This is a genomic window from Hoeflea sp. TYP-13 (assembly GCF_040932035.1).
Taxonomy (GTDB): Bacteria; Pseudomonadota; Alphaproteobacteria; order Rhizobiales; family Rhizobiaceae; genus Hoeflea_A.
Window position 1 is genome coordinate 75,136 of sequence record NZ_JBFRBB010000006.1, and the last position, 18,565, is coordinate 93,700.

The following is an 18,565-nucleotide window of genomic DNA, read 5'->3' on the forward strand; positions in this document are numbered from 1 at the left end:
GGCCCGCTGCGGCCGGCGGTCATGAGAGGATCATCTTGGACGCCACATCGACCGATACACTGTTTGCCGTGGAGGAAGGGCAGGGCAATGACGCCCCTATTGTCCTTCTGCACGGCTTCGGCGCCGGCGCCCATGTCTGGGCAAATGTGCAAAAGGCCCTTGCGGGCGAAATACGCACGCTTGCCTATGATCTCCCCGGCCATGGACGTTCGATCAACTGCACAGGGTTCGAACGGTCCGGCAAGATGGCCGGCGCCGTCACCGAGGATCTTGCCGGTCGCGGCATCGGCAAGGTACATCTCGTCGGTCACTCTATGGGCGGTGCCGTCGCGACCCTGATTGCGCTGCGCACCCCGGCGCTGGTTGCTTCCATGACGCTGCTTGCACCTGGCGGGTACGGTCCGGAAATCAATCACCGTCTGCTGCGCCGCTATGCTGGTGCGACCACCCATCACGAGATGCTCGGCGCGCTTGAAAACATGTTCGGCTGGAATGCCGAGATACCGGCGCCGATGGTTGAGGCTCTGGTTGAAAGCCGCAATATCCCGAACTGTGTGGACAAGCTGAAGATCATTCTCGACAAGATGCTCAGGCAGGAAGGCGCGGACCTCGTTCAAGGGACTTTCTGGCGCGGCGAGCTTGCGGAGCTGCAAATGCCCGTCAAGGTTTTATGGGGCACACAGGACCGCGTACTGCCGACGCGCCAGGCGCACCGGCTTCCACCGATGTTCGCGGCCCATGTGTTTGAGAATACGGGTCATATGCTCATCGATGAGCGCGGCGAGGACGTTGTGTCCCTTGTCCGCCAGAATATACGAGCCGCCACTGGCTAGGCGCGTATTCGCTTTTCAATTTCGGATTATTTGATGTTTCAGGTGCGATGCTGTCATTGCCGCAGCGCGCGTAATTTGACCAGATATGAGACGATATGATAGCATCTCATATCGTTTGTATCAAACAGGCAGAAATCAAAATGCAGGACGACATCGAACAGGCGGCAATCGGTTTGTTCAACGAAATTGGCGGAGGATTTACGCTTGATCAGCTTCAGGCGCGGACCGGATTGTCACGGGCAACGCTCTATCGCCGCATCGGCAGCAAGGATGCCCTGTTAAACCGGCTGTCTGATGAAAACCTTATCCGTCTCGATGACAGCCTGGATATGGACGTTCGCGTGTTCGCCGCTGCCAGAAAAGTTGTTGGCGAATACGGTTTTCTCGCCTGCACCATGGAGCAGATCGCCAAGGAAGCAGGCATAGGCATTGCCACGCTCTACCGACACTTCAAGGACAAGGAGAGCCTGCTCGGCCGTTTCGTTGCCGAAATGGGACCGAAGCTCGTTATCAGGCAGACGCTGGAAAGCAGGGACCCCGATTTAGAGCGGGACCTCAAACAGATCATCGAGATAGGCCTGCGCTTCGGCCATCACAATCAGGATATCGCGAAGATCATATTCTCGATGAAGCCGGCCGAGCGCAAATATCTGGCGGCGCTGAGACGCGATTCGGTATCCACCTTTTCGCGGCTGATCCAGTACCTGGAAAAACACCAACGGGACGGTGTGCTTCGCCGGGACGTATCCGCCGAGGATCTCGCCATGAACCTCAATGGCCTGCTTGTGCAGTATTCGGCATTCGGTCCGGCCTATCTTGACCGGCCGCTCGATATCGAAAGAGACACAGATGCGATTTTGAAGATGTTCCTGCAGAGTGCGCGCAGGGCGCCCTGAACCACAGCGGCCCATGTGCCACGACGCGGCCGAGGGGAGATCATGAAGTTTTCAATCCTGTTTTTGTTGGTACTGCTCATCGGTCTTGTCCTTTACGCTTGGACGAAGGGGCCTGAGATTTTCGTGCTCGCGTGGACGAACAGCGGCGGACAGTTGCTGCGCTTCACGCCGATCATCGTCATTGCGGTGTTGCTCGCAGGGTTCATCGAGACTGTTGTTCCGCGGGAATTCATCCAGAACTGGCTTTCCGATTCCGCCGGTTGGCGGGGGATCGTGCTCGCCTGGTTCGCCGGCATCATCACCCCGATTGCCGGTGTGTTCGGCATGCCGCTGGTGGCCGCGCTTTACAAGGCCGGTGCAGGTCTGCCGGTCATCATGACCTACCTGACTTCACTGGCAACGCTGTCATTGATCAAAGTGCCCGTGGAGGTGGGATTTTACGGCTGGAAACTAACCATGCTGCGGTTTGCGGTTTCTCTTTTGTTGCCGCTCTTCGCCGGTCTGCTGACACACGCGCTGCTTCCGATCCTGCAAACAAAATAATGCCGCTTTTGGCGGTCATGAGCTCGCCATGTGGCAAAACACGCCGAATCGTCTCGTGGCTACCGTCCCGGCGGACCTGATGCGCGATTTAATTTTGTCCGCATATACATTATGTTAAGGCTTGGTTAACCCTGTTTGACGGCGGATCACCTGATGAGCAAATCCACGGCGCCTGGCGGTAAAAGCAGACGCCTTTCCGATGTCGTGCGCGAAGCGAGGATCGCGGCGGCTGAACGCGAAGATGTTGTGGTCGATATGAGGGAAGCGCACAGGGCGCGTCTTGAACTTCTGGCGGAAGAACTTGCCCCGATTTTCGATGAGGTTCCGACCGCGGACGACCAGTTCGATTTTTACCTGTCTTCGGGTGAGCAGCCGCGCCTTTGGATCGATGCCATTGCGCATGTGCATATGGGTACGGACCGCCGTACCTACCGGTTTGTCCGCGACACCCGCTATGGCCGTGTGGTGATCGCCGAAGATGCAGACATGATGGCGCTCGCCGACAGCGTGACACGCTATGTTGCCGAGCGGATGGTCCAGCGGCAGCGCTTCCTGGAACACGACCCGCTTAACGTCGGCAAACCGGCAGAACCGGCTAGCGCTAAGGGGGCGCAGTCCGTACCGGCACGGCCGGCCAAAGCAGCCGCAGTCAGGCGCGCGCAGCCGCAAAATCCGACGCCGGCAAAGGCACCAGCCAAGGGGCTCGGCGTCTTTGCAGCCCTGTTCTGGTTTGCATTCGGATTGATTGTCGCAAGCGCCTTGATGGCGGCGGCCTTCTGGGACCAGATCGCTCCGAAAATCAGCATGCTTTAGGGCTATATGACAATTACGCCCACAAATTTGCAGCAGCTGCCAGCGCGGCGGTAATGGTTGCGTCTGCTGTAACGGAATTTATGCGGATGTAGGCTGCGACGAAAAAAAGAACCCACATCAAAACCCCAAGCCAGCCGGCTGCCGTCACGCTGCACAGAAGTGTTCCACGAGGCTCTCTTTTGAAGCCGAAAGAATTGAACCCGGTTTCGCTCGATGTGAACTTCTGAACTCTGATCGTACCGAAGCTGATTATGGGAATGAGTATTTTGGCGGTTAGGTATCCCACGACTTCCACAATAATTTCAGGACTGATTGTGAGCACGTTTTCCACTGCCCTTAGAACAAATCCGACAGTGCTTAACAACGCTTCCAGCATCTGAGCAATTCTCTCCTGCCGTGCAAATATCGTATCCGCTTATCACGGGTTGTTTAGAGAGAGATGGGGATTGGTTTTTTTGCGTGTCAAACCGGATGTCGTTGCTGTTTCGTTTTGAGCAACTTGAATCTCTTGGTTGTATTTGAGCCTGCGTCGGACCTGCCGGCAATCTCCCACTACGGAAATACCTTCAATTCATCTGGATAGTGCGGCCTGACTGCCAGGCGACATCCGTCTTGCCGCTTTGCACATCCTGTACGAACCGGTCGATGGCCCATAGGGCCGTGTCTGAGGAGCGGCAATGCTCATGCCGCTCGCGCACCTGTGTCAAACGGGATTTCGATGTCGACAGCGAGTGTCGAGACCTGTGCGCCCCGTTCCATTTTAACATGGACCCGGCGGCCCTCCATTTTCACATGTTTGGAGAGAACAGCAACGATCTCCTCGCGGAGAATCTCCACAAGGTCGGTGCCGCCCATCGACGCCCTTTCGTGTGCAAGCAACACCTGCAGCCGCTCGCGGGCCGCGGAAGCCGATTTCCGCCTACCGAATAAACGGAGTATATTCATGCAGCCTTCCTTCCAAAGAACTTGCCGAAGAAACTACGCTTTTCACCCGGCACGGTGACCGGTATGGTCTCGCCGGTCAGCCGGCGCGCGGCCTCTACATAGGCTCGTGCCGTCGCGCTGCTGCTGTTGGCCAGCGTCACCGGTGCACCGATGTTCGAGGCGCGCAGCACATCCGTGCTTTCGGGTATGATGCCGAGAAGCGGGATAGACAGGATTTCAAGCATGTCGTCCACATTCAGCATGTCACCGCTGGCGGCACGGCCAGGGTCGTACCGATTGAGAAGCAGATGCTTTTCCATGGTCTCGCCGCGTTCGGCCTTCACTGTTTTTGCGTCAAGCAGGCCGATGATGCGATCGGAGTCGCGCACCGACGATACTTCCGGGTTGGTCACGACGATCGCCGCGTCGGCGTGGCGCATTGCCATTGTCGCGCCGCTTTCGATACCGGCCGGGCTGTCGCATATGACCCAGTCGAAAGCTTTTTTCAGCGAACCGATCACCCGCTCCACACCCTCGGGAGTGAGTTTGTCTTTATCGCGCGTTTGCGATGCCGGCAGGAGGAACAGCGTTTCCAGTCGTTTGTCGCGGATCAATGACTGCGACAGTTTTGCTTCCCCCTGGATGACGTTGATCAGATCGAAGACCACCCGCCGTTCGGCACCCATGACAAGATCCAGATTACGCAAGCCCACATCGAAATCGACAACCACGACCTTTTCATTTCTCTGGGCCAGAGCAGCGCCGATCGCGGCGGTTGACGTGGTTTTGCCGACACCGCCTTTGCCCGATGTGACCACAATTACGTTCCCCATGTGCTTCTCCTCAATTGGCCGGCCGCCGGCTCAGGTCAGTGTTTCCGCCAAGATCGAATCGTCGTCGAGCCAGAGCTGTACAGCCCGTCCCCGCAGCTCGAGTTCCAGATCTTCGGCGGTCTTGTAATAGCCCGCGATCGATACGAGCTCCGCTTCAAGTTTGCGACAGAAGATACGCGCCGAAGTATTTCCCATCGAACCCGCGACGACGCGCCCGCGGATCGTTCCGTAAACATGAATTGAGCCACCGGCGATGACCTCCGCGCCGGAAGCCACCGAACCGACGACGGTTACATCGCCCTCCGATATCAGCGATTGGCCGGACCGGACCGGTTGGGTCACCATGACCGACGTATTTGGCGCGGCAGTCGTCTCCTCGTCCGGTTTGTTGTTCTGTGCGTTTTCATCCGGCGCTTCGATGTCGGAGGCCGGGAGTCCGCCAGCCAGGCTTGGTGGAATGTCACTGCCAAGCAACGAAGCGTGTGCGCCCTCGATGCCCATGATCCGGACATCCCGCTTGCCAAGCTGGCTCAGAAGTCCGCGCAATTGCGGGCGGTCAATGTCGAGACCTTCAACATTCAATACGATCGGACGCCGCAGGAAAAAGCCTGCTGAACGGGCAGCCAGATTATCAAGTCGTTCGAGCCAGTCATCGAACGGCAGCTCTGGGCTGAGAACGAGCGCAAGATAGGAGCGACCCTTCAGGCGGATAGGCTGGGTATCGGTTAGCACTTCGGTCATCTTGGTTAATATTCCGTTGCCCAAGCCTATTTGAATCGTGGTTAACGAATAGTTACCTCACAGACCTTTCGGGAGGCTGGAGAGTCGATTATTTGGTGCAATTCGTTTTCAAGACGCTCTCAGGCGTTTGCAGATGCACCGGCCGGTCAGCCAGTCGGCTGTTCAGTCCGGTGTGGATCAGACCGGGATTTCCCGTGCCATATCTTTGGCAACCGGCCAAAACCGTATCCGGTCGCCGTTACTTTCGGACGTATACCTTAAAGCGTCTGCGTGCCCAGCAGTTCGAATTTCCCGCCCTGCTGCAGGCCGTGACGGTCGAGCGTGCAGGTCCAATCGCCAGCGGTGCCATCTATCGTAAAGATGTTATATCCCGATGGCGGACGCCTGCCGCCATGCGCTTCACTGGCCGATGGCACTCCGACAACCGGAACGGTTCGATGCTTTCCGGGAAGGTGATGGAGCGTGTCCAGATGCGTGTGGCCATGCAAAATCAGCTCCGCCCCGTGACTCTTGAGGACACCGGAAAAACGCCTGATTCCCAACATGCGCTTGTGGAGCCGGGTGGCGCCGCGCACCGGCGGGTGATGGATCATGATGATGCGGAAGAGCCCTTCATTGCCGGTCTGACCGAGAATGTCGCTTAACGCGTGCGCCTGGCGACGGTCGAAGATTCCGCTGGCCATGAATGGCAGTGTTGCGCTGGCCGTGGAAACCCCGATGAGTGCCACATCACCGCGCTTGCGCAAATAAGGAAACAGATTGTCGCCGCTGGCCGATACCGAATGATCGTCACCCAGCATGAAAGGCCGCCATGCGTTGCAAAGTGTTTTGAAGGCGCCCGGCACATAAGCGTCATGGTTTCCGGGCACCACGGAGACTTTTTCCGGATCGCCCGTTTCGGCAAGCCAGCCGGCTGCCATCTCGATTTCAGCCCTGGCTGCCAGGTTCACGAGGTCACCGGTAATGGCGAGGTGGTCCGGATTGGCGGAATTAATATCTTCCAGCAATGATTCGAGGATATTGCCAAATAAGCGCTTGCGCCTGTTACGGTGCCAGTTCACATAACCCGTGATGCGCTTGGACGCGAGTTCACGTGCCGTCAGACGCGGCAGCGGGCCGAGATGGATGTCGGATATATGGGCAAGTCGAAACATAATGCGGGACATAGCCGTCCATCGGCAATTGAGCAAGAAACCGGCAACCGGGATGAACAGATTGGCGGGGATATGTGCCCGGACCGGGAAAGTTCGCTTCGGCCGGTATTTCAATGGGTGCTGAACAAGCTGTTTTTGATGCGACGGCCGCTGACTGTGGGCGTTCGCGCAGCAGCCTTTGATGCCAAAGGGCGGATTTTCCTTGTCCGCCATACCTATGTTCCGGGCTGGCACATGCCGGGCGGAGGCGTCGAGGGTGGCGAATCTGTCTATGAATCGCTGGAACGCGAACTGGCGGAAGAAGGCAATCTGACGCTGAGTGAGCCGGCTCAGCTTTTTGGCGTCTACCACAACAGATGGATCAATCGCCGCGATCACGTCGTTTTTTTCGTTTGCAGGAATGTTGCCCAACGGGATTTGCACAAGCCGGATCTCGAAATCGCCGAGGCTGGATTTTTTGCACTGGACAAACTTCCCGAAGGTATCTCGCGGGCTACGCAGCGCCGCCTTGCCGAACTTTCGGGAAATGCGGCGCCTGGGCGTTACTGGTAGGCCTATAAGCCGTCGCGGCCATGTGGGGCTTTGAGATCGATGTCCGGTCCTTTCGGGACGATGCGCGTCGGGTTCACCGTTTCATGGCTCATATAGTAGTGATTTTTAATGTGCGTCATGTTCACCGTCCCGGCAATGCCCGGCATCTGGTAAAGCTCGCGCAGATAACCCGAGAGCGCCGGGTAGTCGAAGATCCGTTGCCTGTTGCACTTGAAATGGCCGACATAGACGGGATCGAACCGCACCAGTGTCGTAAACAGGCGCCAGTCGGCCTCGGTCAACCGGTCGCCGAGAAGATAACGCCTTGTCGAAAGCCGTTCTTCCAACATATCCAGCGTTGAAAACAGGGCATCGAATGCCTCCTCATAGGCTTCCTGCGCAGTTGCGAAACCGCATTTGTAAACGCCGTTATTGACGTGGTGATATACTGGTTCGTTGATGGCGTCGATCTCGGTGCGCAGCGCCTCGGGATAAAAATCGAGATCCGCATTGACGCCCTCAAGGCCGTTGAAGGCACTGTTGAACATGCGGATGATTTCCGACGATTCGTTTGAAACGATCGTATTGGTCTTCTTGTCCCACAGAACGGGCACCGTTACCCGGCCGGTGTAGGAAGGATCGGCGGCCGTGTAGACCTGCCACATATGGTCGAAACCGTGAAGGGTGTCGGCCGTGCCGCCGTCCTTGTCGTGAAACTCCCATCCGCCGCTACCCATGAAATAGTGCACGATGGACAGGGAAATGTGCGGCTCCAGGCCCTTGAGCTGGCGGAAAATGAGTGTCCTGTGCGCCCAGGGACAGGCGTAGGAGATATACAGGTGATAGCGGCCCGATTCGCCGGCAAATCCGTCGCCGCCGGTTGGGCCGGCGCTGCCGTCTGCGGTCACCCAGTTGCGGAATTGCGAATCCGCCCGCTTGAAGCGTCCTTCGCTTTTCCTGGTGTCGTACCACACGTCCTTCCAGACGCCGTCAACGAGCATACCCATGCCATGTCTCCTTATCCTGCCTGCAAGATAGGGTGCGAAAGCAATAAGGCGAAGGCGGATTAATTGAACAGTGTGTTTTGCATTGCAATCGCTGCGCCGATTATGCTATCGGCGCTGAACGGAAAAAAGGCCAGGCCATGAACCATACCGGACAGCTGCGACGACGTTGATACCCGAACGCCCTTCGGGGTGCGTGTCCTGTTGTATCAAGCTGAAATTTTCCGGGTTCAAACATGTCTGAGATCAAGCCTGTCTATCTGAACGAAAACACCTCCCACAACGGCATCATTGCCATCATCAACGAAGAAGCATTCGGTCCGGGCCGTTTTGTCCGCGCCGCCGAACGCGTAAGGGAGCAAGGCCCGCATGATCCGGTCTTGTCTTTCGTTGCCGCCGTCGGCGACGAGATCGCCGGTTCCGTACGCCTGACGCCGGTCATGGCCGGTGGTATTGCGGGGCATTTGCTGGGCCCGCTCGCTGTCCGGCCGTCTTTCAAGAACCTTGGCATCGGTCGTGAGCTGGTAAGAATATCAGTGGCAGCAGCACATCAGGCGGGCAGCGAGGGCGTTGTTCTGGTCGGCGATCCGCCCTATTACGGCCCGCTCGGGTTTACGCCGGTGACAGCCCGTCTCGTGTTTCCGGGTCCTGTCGATCCGGCACGTATCCTGATCGCCGCCAATGGCGACTACACGCATGACCGCCTTGAGGGCAGGATCGCCTGGCGCGCCGATTCCATGGTGTCTGCCTAGTTCAATGCAAGGGCCTTGCGTCAGCGGCCTTCGCGATACCAGGTGCTTCCCAGAACAAGGAAGAGCAGGGCAAGACCGAAGAAGCCGGCGAACAGCTGGAGGCGATTGACGCCCTTCAGCTCGGTTTCGCCGGTTACTTTGAGGACCAGACGGCCGTCGGAGCCCCGCGGCGTTCCCTTGATGGGCAAAATGGACGGCAACGAAATATCCGTGCCGCCGGTGGAGACACGCTGGACCGTTCCGCCGGTTGCTTCGGCAAGCGGCCTTAAAAGCGCACCGGTTGAAACCGTCGCCGCAAATTCGGGCGCGTTCACCGCGCCGACATGGACCAGGGCGCGCATATCGCCATTTTCGATGTCGAACAGCCCGTTTTCCTCGACCGGCAATTCAGCCTGGAACAGTCCTTCCGCGGTTTCGAAGAGCGGTACGGTCAGCGTTTCGCCCGATGGTGTTGTGACCGTGGCCTCGGGAATGTCTTCAGCCATGGTCTGGCGGGTAATCGTCAGCAGATTGCCGCGCGAATTCGCGCGCAGGGATTCCTCTTCAAGTGCTGGCTCCTTCATCAGCCAGTGGGCAATGCGGCGGTAAAGCGCAACATGGGGACCGCCGCCCTCGAACCCGCGGGCCCAGAGCCAGCCGTGATCGGACATCAGCATGGCAACCCGGCCGTCGCCGACCCGGTTGAGGATCAATAGAGGCGCGCCATCCGGCCCCTCCAATATTGTGTCTTCCTTTGGGGCATCGACATCGATGGCGCGGAACCAGCGGCCCCAATGCGGCGGCTCTTCGGCGGAACCCGGCAGATCACGGGTGACCGGATGTCTGCGGCCGGCGGTGCTGAGGCGCGGGAAAAAGCCCGTCTCTGTGATTTCGCCGGTCGGTGTAGCCGGCAGAACCGGCGCAAGCGGCGTGGTGGCTATGGAATCGCGGCCCGCATGTTCGGGGCCGGCGGCAATCAGCAGCGCTCCACCGCCTTCCACATATTGGGTGATGTAGTCGTAGTAGAGCACCGGCAGCACGCCCCGGCGCTGATAGCGATCGAACACGATCAGGTCGAACTCGTTGATCTTTTCGACAAACAGCTCACGGGTCGGAAAGGCAATCAGCGACAATTCATCGATCGGCGTGCCATCCTGCTTTTCGGGTGGGCGCAGAATGGTGAAATGGACAAGATCGACCGCGGTGTCTGATTTCAGCAGATTGCGCCAGGCGCGCTCGCCGCTGTGCGGCTCTCCCGAAACCAGCAGCACACGAAGGTTTTCCCTGATGCCGTCTAGCACAGCAACGGCTCGATTGTTGGCCACAGATATTTCGCCGGGTACAGGCTCGACTTCAAGTTCAATGATATTGTCGCCCGCTCTTTCGACATCGATGAGAAGCGGCATAGTTTGGCCGATCGGCGCAAGTTCCCTGCTGTAAAGCTCACCATTGACCCGAACCGTGACCTCGGTCACTTCGGATATGCCTGTACCGTCCTGGTGAATCCGGTAGCTGATCTCCTGCGGTTCGCCGACTATTCCAAAGCGCGGCGCATTTACAAGCTCGATCCGGCGGTCGACCTCGTCCGGCGCGCCCGTAATGAGCCCGTGCAACGGCGCCGAGAAGCCGAGTTCGGAAGCAGACCCGGGAATGTCGTGGATCTGGCCGTCGGTGATCATGATGGCGCCCGCGATACGCGAAGTCGGAACATCCTCCAGAGTTGATGACAGTGCATCGAACAGCCGCGTCGAGGGGGTTTCGGTAAAACTGTCATTTCCGACCTCGACAACGCGTACGTCAAGGCGGGGAAATCTGCCTAGCTGATCCGTCAGGCGGGCGAGGGCGGCATCGGTCGCCGCCGTTCGCTGTTCGCTGGACTGGCTCTGGCTGCGGTCTACGACAACGGCGACAACGCTATCGAGCGGCTCTCTTTCCGTCTGCAGAATGACCGGATTGAGGAGCGCAAGTAAGAGCGCTGCAAGGGCACATATTCTGAATATAGCACCACGCACACTTTGCACGACGCTCAACGCCCCGAGCGCCACAGCCAACGCTGCCAGCAGGGCAATGTAGAGGACGGGTATGAGGGGAGAAAATTCGACCGACATGGCTACTGTCCCAAACGTTCCAGCAGAGCCGGCACATGCACCTGGTCGGCCTTGTAGTTACCCGTCAGCATATACATCATGATGTTGACTCCCGAACGGAAAGCGTGTTCGCGCTGCAGCGGATCGGGCGGGACCGTCGGGAAGACCGGTATGTTGTTTTCATCGATGGCCCAGGCGCCGGCAAGGTCGTTTCCGGTGATGATGATCGATGAAACGCCATCGCCGCCACGGGCAGGCCGGTTTTCCGGATTGTCGGTATCGAGTATGGCTTCAACCCATAAGGGACTGCCGCGATACCGGCCGGGAAATTCGTTGAGAATGTAAAACGCCTTCGTCAACACGTGATCCGGTGGAACCGGCTCCAGCGCCGGAATATCGAGTTCCGCGAGAATAGCGCGCAGGCGTGCGGTTTCCGGCGATACCACACCGGCGCTGCTGAGGCCGGCCAGCGCGTCTCGGGTATCGAACAGCACAGTGCCGCCATTTTTCATGAAGGTATCGATACGGCTGATGGCTTCGCGCGAAGGCGGATCTGCGTCTACCGTAATCGGCCAGTAGAGCATCGAATAAAGTGCCAACGGATCGGTTTCAATGTCGACACCGACCGGATCGCCGGGTTCCAGCGACGTGCGGTAGGTTAAAAACCGGGTCATGCCGGTAAGGCCCAAGCGGCTTGTCCTGTCTGTCCGTCGGTCGCCGGTAATCACATAGGCAAGATGTGTTCGGTCAAGGGACGCCAGAATATCTGCATCGCCCGCCTTTTCATCCGCAGCGTGTGCCATCTGCGGCATGACTGCCATTGCTGCGGCTAGCAACAGGATTGCCGCGGTTGCTCCGGCGGAAGGACGAATGTTGCGCATTGTCAGCCGCGAAAAGGCACCGGACATGAAAAGCACGATGACCGTATCGATCAACAGCAACAACATTGCCGCGGTCAAGAGATATGGCGCCAGATCGACACTTCTGCTGCGCGCGTAGCCTGACCGGTGGACCTGGCCTGAGAACTCAGGAAGTTCAAACGCTGAAAGGGTGTCGTTCGCGCGCATCAGATTGAGCGCGACAAATCCGCTTTCAGTGCCGTAAAGGCCGGGCGGATTGTCGAAACTGACCGGTGGCAGGGTTCCCGATTGAATCTTGAGCGGTTGAACCGCGCCCGAAGGGGTCGTGATTGTGCCGGTTGCCGACAAAAGCCGGTAGGGTGGCAGGATGACTTCTTCGACGACGCCCTGCGCGCCAATTGTGGATCGCGACAACAGCACGGAACGGCGCAGCATTTCAACGAAATGGCCGGAAATGGGCAGGTTCGACCAGGTCGCTTCTGCTGTGACATGAAACAGAATGATACGGCCATCGCCAAAAGCGCTGCTGGTGACCAGCGGCGTTCCGTCGGCAAGGCTTGCCCAGGTCCGCAATGCCAGATCGGGAGAGGGTTCCGCCAGGACCTGTCTGTTGACCGTGACATCGTCCGGCCGGCTCATGCCGGCAAAGGCGCCGTGCTCTGAAAACGCCGCAAGCGGCTGCGGTTCGCTCCACGACAGAGCGCCGCCAAGCGCTCTTTCGCCGCGTCTGAGCTCCACCGGCACGAACGGGTCGCTTTCATCGCCGCCGGCAAGGCGCGGCCCCGCGAACCGCAACAACAGTCCACCCTTGCTGATCCAGTCCACAAGCGTTTCTTCGACCTCATCGGGAACCGTGCCGATATCGGCCATGACGATCACTGAGGGGCGTTGCTCGACCAATTCGGAAATCGATCCTGTCAATTCGTCACTTTCCGGGACAATCAGATCGGCAAACGGTTCTAGTGCACGGGTGAGATAATAAAGCGGCGACAGGAGCGGCTGTGACAGATCCAGCGGTTCGGCGGATAACAGACCGACGCGTCGGCGCCTTGCGCTTTCATCGAGCAGATAGCGTGAGCCGGCGGTTGCCGAGCCGTCAACGGTGATGCTAGCAAAGTCGTTGCGCAGTTCGAAAGGTACGTTGAGAAGCGCCGTGCCGCGGTCAGAACCGGCCTCAAAGAACAGTTCGCCATTGGCGATCGGGCGCCCCTGGCTGTCATTGGCGGTGACAAAACGGCTTTCGGCCGCGGCGTCATCCAGCCGGCTTGCGGTGACAGCAAAACCGTTTGCCTCATTGCTTGCTGCCACGAGCGCCAGCGTTTCGGGATCGGCGTTCTGGAATATCCTGACCTCGCCCGGTGACAATGCCAGCAGGTCCTGCCACGCATCGTCCGCACTGGCCTGTCCAATGCCTGATGACAGGACGGCGAGCGTTCCGATCCGGCTGTTTTCAAATGCCGTCGTCAGGGATGACAGTGCGGCGCTCTGATCGCCATGGAGTGGTCTCGGTACCGCTGCCTGCAGACGTTCTCTTGCCCGCGCTGCCGTGTCGGCGGTGGGGCTGTGCGTATCTTCCGCGGTGAAGACGATGGAAACGGGCACGTTCTGCGTCTCCGCATCATCGATCAGTTCGGCCGCCACGGACAGCCGGTCCTGCCAGTCGCTGCCCGTCGACCACCCATTGTCCATGACAATGACAAGAGGCCCATCGCCGCTGATCTGCATTTCACGCGGATTGACAACCGGTTTTGCGAGCGCAATGACAATCAGTGCGGCAATCAGAAGCCGAAGCGCGGTCAGCCACCACGGGCTTTTGGCAGGTGTCTCTTCCTTCTTGAGTACCTTGGCAAGGATGCGGAGCGGCGGGAACAGCTCGGTTCTCGGCCGGGGAGGCGTCAGGCGCAACAGCCACCAGATCACCGGCAGCGCGGCAAGGCCGAACAGGATTGCCGGTGCGCCGAAAACGATCGGGAGCGCGTTCACGATGCTACCCCGCGAATGCCGCCGTTCGGAACACCCGACAAGTGGGTATGAAGGGCGACCAGTGCCGTCGAGGCCGGCTGGTCGGTGTGGTGGGTGATGAAGTTCCAGCCGAGGCGGCGAAGGCTTTCGGCAATGCTCTCGCGACGGGCAAGATAGGTACGGCGATAATCCTCGTGCAGGGTCTCGGCGCGGCCGGCCGTCAGTTTGCCGCCACTTTCAGGATCGACGAATTCCGTGCGGCCACGATAGGGAAACACCTCCTCCACCGGGTCGCATATCTCCAGTATGTGGCCGCGAATGCCGCGCTTTGCGATAGGAGCAAGCTTTTCAAGGACGGCTTCTGCCGGATCGAGAAAATCGGAGATCAGAACGAGATCGCTGTGACGATTGATTTGCGTGACGTCCGGAAAGGTCTGCTTGTCCTTGCGCAGATCAATGGCCGCGGCCAACCGTTCTGCGGCATTGCGCGCCGAAACCGGATCCATGACACCCGGGGAGGCAATTCGTTCGCCCGATCGGGCCAGTATTTCCGCAACGGCAAGCATAATCACCATGGCGCGGCTCTGTTTCGAAACCGGTGCAAGTGTCGATTTGAACAGCATGGATGGCGATGAATCGGCCCACAGCCAGACAGTATGGGCGGCTTCCCATTCGCGGTCGCGGACATAGGTATTGTCGTCGCGCGCAGAACGCCGCCAGTCGATACGCGAAAGACTCTCGCCCTCGACATAGGGGCGGAACTGCCAGAAATTCTCGCCAATACCGCGCTTGCGCCTACCGTGCCAGCCGGCAATGACCGTGCTGGCAACCCTGTGGGCTTCGACAAGAAGGTCCGGAACATAGGCCGCCCGCTGGCGCGCACGCGCCAATGCCGGGGTGGTTGCGACTGCCTCGCTTGCCTGTCCGATGGCCGCCACGGGCTCTTAGTCTCCGCTCATTTCTTTGACGAGTCCTGCTATCACATCCCTTACATGCATGCCTTCCGCACGGGCCGCGAAAGTCAGTGCCATGCGATGTTGCAGCACGGGCTCGGCAAGCGCATGCACGTCGTCGACCGAGGGGGCGAGCCTGCCGTCATAAAGCGCGCGCGCGCGGGCGCATAACATCATCGCCTGTCCGGCGCGCGGGCCTGGGCCCCATGCGACATGGCGGTCGGTTGCATCATTTCCGCTGCCGGGCCGGGCCGAACGCACCAGTTCAAGGATCGCGTCCACGACCTTTTCGCTGACAGGCATGCGGCGCACAAGCGCCTGAATTTCCTTGAGCCGCGCGGCTTTGATGACTGGGTTCGGTGTAACCTCCTCGATGCCTGTTGTCTCAAGCAATATCTGCCGTTCGGCATCGAGTTCGGGATAAAGCACGTCAACCTGCATCAAAAAGCGGTCGAGCTGGGCTTCGGGCAGAGGATAGGTGCCCTCCTGTTCCAACGGGTTCTGGGTGGCAAGAACATGGAATGGTTCGGGTAGATCGTGCCGCGATCCGGCTACCGTGACGTGGTATTCCTGCATCGCCTGCAGCAGCGCCGATTGGGTGCGCGGGGACGCACGGTTGATTTCATCCGCCATGAGAAGCTGGGTAAAGATCGGTCCCGGAACGAATCGGAAGGAGCGCTTTCCGTCCACATCCTGATCCATGACTTCCGATCCAAGGATATCGGAGGGCATCAGGTCGGGTGTGAATTGAATGCGGTTGTCGGAGAGACCCAGGACCGTGCCGAGGGTTCCGACAAGCTTGGTCTTGGCAAGTCCCGGAACGCCTACGAGGAGGGCGTGACCGCCCGATAGCACCGCTAATATGGTCTGTTCGACAACGTTTTGCTGGCCGAAGATGACCCTGCCGATTTCCTGCCTGATGGCTGCAATGTCATCGAGTGCCGCTTCAGCGGCAGCGATCACTGCCTTTTCATCAAGCGCGGGATCGGCGTTTTCAACGATGCCCATATAGTCATCTCCGTCTCTTTATATTCCGGACTCACTTCTCATATACCGGTCATTATCCACTATTTGGCGCGGATCGAGTAACCATCAATGGAAAATACTTATCTTTATCCCTATGAATCGCATGATCTGCGAGTGACGGTAAGTGATAATATTGTGAATAGACAGGAAGCTGGACCAGACAATGGCAAAGGGTGAAATTGCAGCGGCGGACGATGCGACAAGTCTCGAGGCGCTGATTTCAAGAGCGGCTCCTTCCGAAAAAGGCCTGCCGCCTGTCGACAAGTGGGAGCCGGAGTTCTGCGGTGATCTGGATATGGAAATCCGTGCCGATGGAACGTGGTTCTACTTGGGCACCAGAATCGGACGGGCGCCGCTCGTGCGATTGTTTTCGACTGTCTTGCGCAAGGATGCGGATGGCAAAACCTATCTTGTCACGCCCGCCGAAAAGGTTGGAATTCGCGTTGAGGATGCACCATTCATTGCCGTCGAGATGAGCGTCAGCGAACGGGACGGAGAGCAGGTTCTGACGTTCCGGACGAATGTGGGTGATGTGGTTGAAGCCGGTCCCGATCACCCTTTGCGCTTTGAAATTGCTGGTGAAAACGATGAACTAAAACCCTATCTTCATGTGCGCGGGCGATTGGAAGCGCTGGCCAGCCGTGCGCTGATGTATGACATCGTGGAACTGGGAAAGGCTCATAAAATCGAGGATACGGAAATGTTCAGTGTCAGTTCGGCCGGATCGGTCTTTCCGGTCATGCCAATGGAGCAGATTGAGGCGCAGTCCAAATGAGCGTGAAAGTGACCGACGAATTCAGCGCGGCGACCTTCCGCCGACGGGCGGCGCTGGAAAAGGGCGAGGGCGATCAGCGCGGATATGGCGATCATGTGCTAAATCCCGACATCATCACGCGCCTGTCGGGAGAGAAATTGCGGGAGGCCGCTGTTCTCGTGCCTTTGGTCGACTACGGCGAACACACGGATATCCTGCTGACGCAGCGCACGGCCCATATGCGCACCCATTCCGGGCAGGTCGCATTTCCCGGCGGAGCGATCGATCCGGAAGACGGATCACCGGAGATTGCCGCCTTGCGCGAAGCCGAAGAGGAAATCGGCCTGCCGCGTTCTTTTGTCGAACCGGTCGGTCGCCTGCCGCAATATCTCACAACAACCGGGTTCAGGATTACACCGGTGCTTGCCGTAGTGCGCAGTGACTATCCGATGATCATCAACCGGCAAGAGGTGGAGGATGCCTTCGAAGTGCCGTTTCCCTTTCTGATGGACCCGGAAAATCACAAGCGGGAAAGCCGCGTCTGGGAAGGCAAGGAACGGCATTTTTACACCATGCCCTATGGCGACAAATATATCTGGGGCGTGACCGCCGGTATTCTGCGTACGCTCTATGAAAGGCTTTATGCATGAGCAAAGAGGCTCAGGACACTTCGATTGCAAATGCAAAATGGTTCGCGTCGCACCGTCTTCACCGGGTGCTGGATCTGCTCAATGCGGATGGCGGCGAGGCGCGTATTGTTGGCGGTGCGGTGCGCAACACACTGATGGGAATTCCAGTCGGCGATATCGACATCGCAACGACCCTGCGTCCGCAAGACGTCGTAGCTCGGGCCAAAAAGGCCGGGATCAAATCCGTTCCGACCGGGATAGATCACGGCACTGTCACACTGGTCGTTGAAGGCCACCCCTTTGAGGTAACGACGCTGCGGGTCGATGTGGAAGCGGACGGACGCCATGCGACCGTGGCATTCGGGGCGGACTGGTCCATCGATGCGCATCGGCGGGACCTGACCATCAACGGCCTTTATGCGGATGCTGATGGCAAGGTCATCGATCTCGTTGGCGGGCTTGCCGATATCGAAAGCAAGACGGTTCGGTTTATCGGTGACCCGGCGACACGCATCGAAGAGGATTACTTGCGCATTTTGCGTTTCTTCCGCTTTTTCGCCCGTTACGGCGAGGGAAGGCCCGATGCGGATGGTTTACGGGCCTGCGCACGGTTGAAGTCCGGGCTTGAAAAACTTTCCGCCGAACGTGTCTGGTCGGAGCTGAAAAGCCTGCTCGCGGCGCCCGAACCGTCGCGCGCCCTGCTGTGGATGCGGCAGACCGGGGTCCTGAGCACAATCGTGCCTGAATCCGAAAAATGGGGAATTGATGCCGTATTCGGCTTGGTTGAAACCGGCGCGTCGCTGAGATGGAAGCCTGATCCGCTGCTTCGGCTGATGGCAATCGTTCCGAACGATCCGGCGCGCATCGACGCGATGGCGGGTCGGTTGCGCATGTCCAATGCCGAGCGCAAAAGGCTGGTCGGCTGGGCTCAAGAGCCTGCCGTTCCGGAGGACCTCGCCGATTCGGCGCTGAAACGACTTTTATATCGCGGCGATGCGCGGGCAATTGGCGATACCATGCGGTTGCAGCTCAGCGCGCGGCGCACAAAAGCCCAAACCGACGATAAGGCGCTGCACGACGCGGCAAAGCTGTCACGGCTGATTGGCGTTGCGGATGACTGGACCCGGCCACGCTTTCCAGTGTCGGGAAGCGATCTGTTACAGGCAGGTGTGGCGGAGGGGCCGGCCATTGGCGATACGCTCAGTGCGCTGGAAGAAGCCTGGATCGAGAGCAATTTCAACCTGACGCAAAAACAACTCCTGGACCGGGCAAGTCAGTCAGTGGACTGACA

19 protein-coding genes are annotated in these 18,565 nt (G+C 58.7%); 9 read left to right on the forward strand and 10 right to left on the reverse strand.

The features are described from left to right. The first annotated feature begins 35 nt into the window (after nucleotides 1-35). From ABVT35_RS26000 to ABVT35_RS26015, 4 genes are all read left to right on the forward strand, one after another. Nucleotides 36-833 (forward strand): alpha/beta fold hydrolase, encoded by a 798-nt coding sequence (locus ABVT35_RS26000; protein WP_368470529.1) that lies wholly within the window; start codon nucleotides 36-38, stop codon nucleotides 831-833. 140 nt (nucleotides 834-973) lie between these two features. After that, nucleotides 974-1,729 carry a TetR/AcrR family transcriptional regulator gene (locus ABVT35_RS26005; RefSeq protein ID WP_368470530.1) on the forward strand — a complete coding sequence of 252 codons (756 nt, stop codon included), beginning with the start codon at nucleotides 974-976 and terminating at the stop codon, nucleotides 1,727-1,729. A 42-nt stretch (nucleotides 1,730-1,771) separates the two neighbouring features. After that, nucleotides 1,772-2,272: a permease gene (locus tag ABVT35_RS26010; protein ID WP_368470531.1), complete on the forward strand. Its 501-nt coding sequence runs from the start codon at nucleotides 1,772-1,774 to the stop codon at nucleotides 2,270-2,272. A gap of 153 nt (nucleotides 2,273-2,425) precedes the next feature. Next, nucleotides 2,426-3,085: a hypothetical protein gene (locus ABVT35_RS26015; protein ID WP_368470532.1), complete on the forward strand. Its 660-nt coding sequence runs from the start codon at nucleotides 2,426-2,428 to the stop codon at nucleotides 3,083-3,085. A gap of 13 nt (nucleotides 3,086-3,098) precedes the next feature. Here the strand turns inward: ABVT35_RS26015 and ABVT35_RS26020 are convergent, their stop codons facing one another. From ABVT35_RS26020 to ABVT35_RS26040, 5 genes are all read right to left on the reverse strand, one after another. Then, nucleotides 3,099-3,461 (reverse strand): hypothetical protein, encoded by a 363-nt coding sequence (locus ABVT35_RS26020; protein ID WP_368470533.1) that lies wholly within the window; start codon nucleotides 3,459-3,461, stop codon nucleotides 3,099-3,101. 305 nt (nucleotides 3,462-3,766) lie between these two features. Further along, nucleotides 3,767-4,030, reverse strand: a complete 264-nt coding sequence (gene minE / locus ABVT35_RS26025) for a cell division topological specificity factor MinE (protein WP_368470534.1) — start codon at nucleotides 4,028-4,030, stop codon at nucleotides 3,767-3,769. Beyond that, nucleotides 4,027-4,842 carry a septum site-determining protein MinD gene (gene minD, locus ABVT35_RS26030; RefSeq protein WP_368470535.1) on the reverse strand — a complete coding sequence of 272 codons (816 nt, stop codon included), beginning with the start codon at nucleotides 4,840-4,842 and terminating at the stop codon, nucleotides 4,027-4,029. The genes minE and minD overlap by 4 nt, the downstream gene beginning before the upstream one ends. 30 nt (nucleotides 4,843-4,872) lie before the next feature. Then, nucleotides 4,873-5,583, reverse strand: coding sequence for a septum site-determining protein MinC (gene minC, locus ABVT35_RS26035; RefSeq protein ID WP_368470536.1), 711 nt, complete (start codon nucleotides 5,581-5,583; stop codon nucleotides 4,873-4,875). 257 nt (nucleotides 5,584-5,840) lie between these two features. Next, complete coding sequence (locus ABVT35_RS26040; RefSeq protein WP_368470635.1) at nucleotides 5,841-6,737, reverse strand: metallophosphoesterase; 897 nt, start codon at nucleotides 6,735-6,737, stop codon at nucleotides 5,841-5,843. Nucleotides 6,738-6,875: 138 nt separating this feature from the next. Between ABVT35_RS26040 and ABVT35_RS26045 the strand changes: the two genes are divergently transcribed. Next, nucleotides 6,876-7,289: an NUDIX domain-containing protein gene (locus tag ABVT35_RS26045; RefSeq protein WP_368470537.1), complete on the forward strand. Its 414-nt coding sequence runs from the start codon at nucleotides 6,876-6,878 to the stop codon at nucleotides 7,287-7,289. 2 nt (nucleotides 7,290-7,291) lie between these two features. On the opposite strand, the gene ABVT35_RS26050 is transcribed toward ABVT35_RS26045, so the two are convergent. Then, entirely contained in the window at nucleotides 7,292-8,275 is a 984-nt protein-coding gene (locus tag ABVT35_RS26050; RefSeq protein ID WP_368470538.1) for a glutathione S-transferase family protein, read from the reverse strand. Nucleotides 8,276-8,508: 233 nt separating this feature from the next. On the opposite strand from ABVT35_RS26050, the gene ABVT35_RS26055 reads away from it, so the two are divergent. Further along, nucleotides 8,509-9,024 (forward strand): GNAT family N-acetyltransferase, encoded by a 516-nt coding sequence (locus tag ABVT35_RS26055; protein WP_368470540.1) that lies wholly within the window; start codon nucleotides 8,509-8,511, stop codon nucleotides 9,022-9,024. Between the two features lie 20 nt (nucleotides 9,025-9,044). Here ABVT35_RS26055 and ABVT35_RS26060 read toward each other — a convergent pair whose 3' ends face one another. From ABVT35_RS26060 to ABVT35_RS26075, 4 genes are read right to left on the reverse strand one after another with little or no spacing between them, the layout of a single operon-like run. Beyond that, nucleotides 9,045-11,111, reverse strand: a complete 2,067-nt coding sequence (locus tag ABVT35_RS26060) for a hypothetical protein (protein WP_368470541.1) — start codon at nucleotides 11,109-11,111, stop codon at nucleotides 9,045-9,047. A gap of 2 nt (nucleotides 11,112-11,113) precedes the next feature. Beyond that, entirely contained in the window at nucleotides 11,114-13,933 is a 2,820-nt protein-coding gene (locus ABVT35_RS26065; protein WP_368470542.1) for a DUF4159 domain-containing protein, read from the reverse strand. Then, complete coding sequence (locus tag ABVT35_RS26070) at nucleotides 13,930-14,850, reverse strand: DUF58 domain-containing protein (protein WP_368470543.1); 921 nt, start codon at nucleotides 14,848-14,850, stop codon at nucleotides 13,930-13,932. The genes ABVT35_RS26065 and ABVT35_RS26070 overlap by 4 nt, the downstream gene beginning before the upstream one ends. A 6-nt stretch (nucleotides 14,851-14,856) precedes the next feature. After that, complete coding sequence (locus ABVT35_RS26075) at nucleotides 14,857-15,873, reverse strand: AAA family ATPase (RefSeq protein WP_368470544.1); 1,017 nt, start codon at nucleotides 15,871-15,873, stop codon at nucleotides 14,857-14,859. Between the two features lie 181 nt (nucleotides 15,874-16,054). Here ABVT35_RS26075 and ABVT35_RS26080 point away from each other — a divergent pair, with 181 nt between their 5' ends. The 3 genes from ABVT35_RS26080 to ABVT35_RS26090 are packed head-to-tail and all read left to right on the forward strand — an operon-like array spanning nucleotide 16,055 to nucleotide 18,563. Then, nucleotides 16,055-16,666, forward strand: coding sequence for a DUF1285 domain-containing protein (locus ABVT35_RS26080; RefSeq protein ID WP_368470545.1), 612 nt, complete (start codon nucleotides 16,055-16,057; stop codon nucleotides 16,664-16,666). Then, nucleotides 16,663-17,295, forward strand: a complete 633-nt coding sequence (locus ABVT35_RS26085) for a CoA pyrophosphatase (protein ID WP_368470546.1) — start codon at nucleotides 16,663-16,665, stop codon at nucleotides 17,293-17,295. Before ABVT35_RS26080 ends, ABVT35_RS26085 begins: the two co-directional genes overlap by 4 nt. Beyond that, a complete protein-coding gene (locus ABVT35_RS26090; RefSeq protein ID WP_368470547.1) occupies nucleotides 17,292-18,563 on the forward strand; it encodes a CCA tRNA nucleotidyltransferase in 1,272 nt (423 codons plus the stop codon). Before ABVT35_RS26085 ends, ABVT35_RS26090 begins: the two co-directional genes overlap by 4 nt. Nucleotides 18,564-18,565 lie beyond the last annotated feature (2 nt).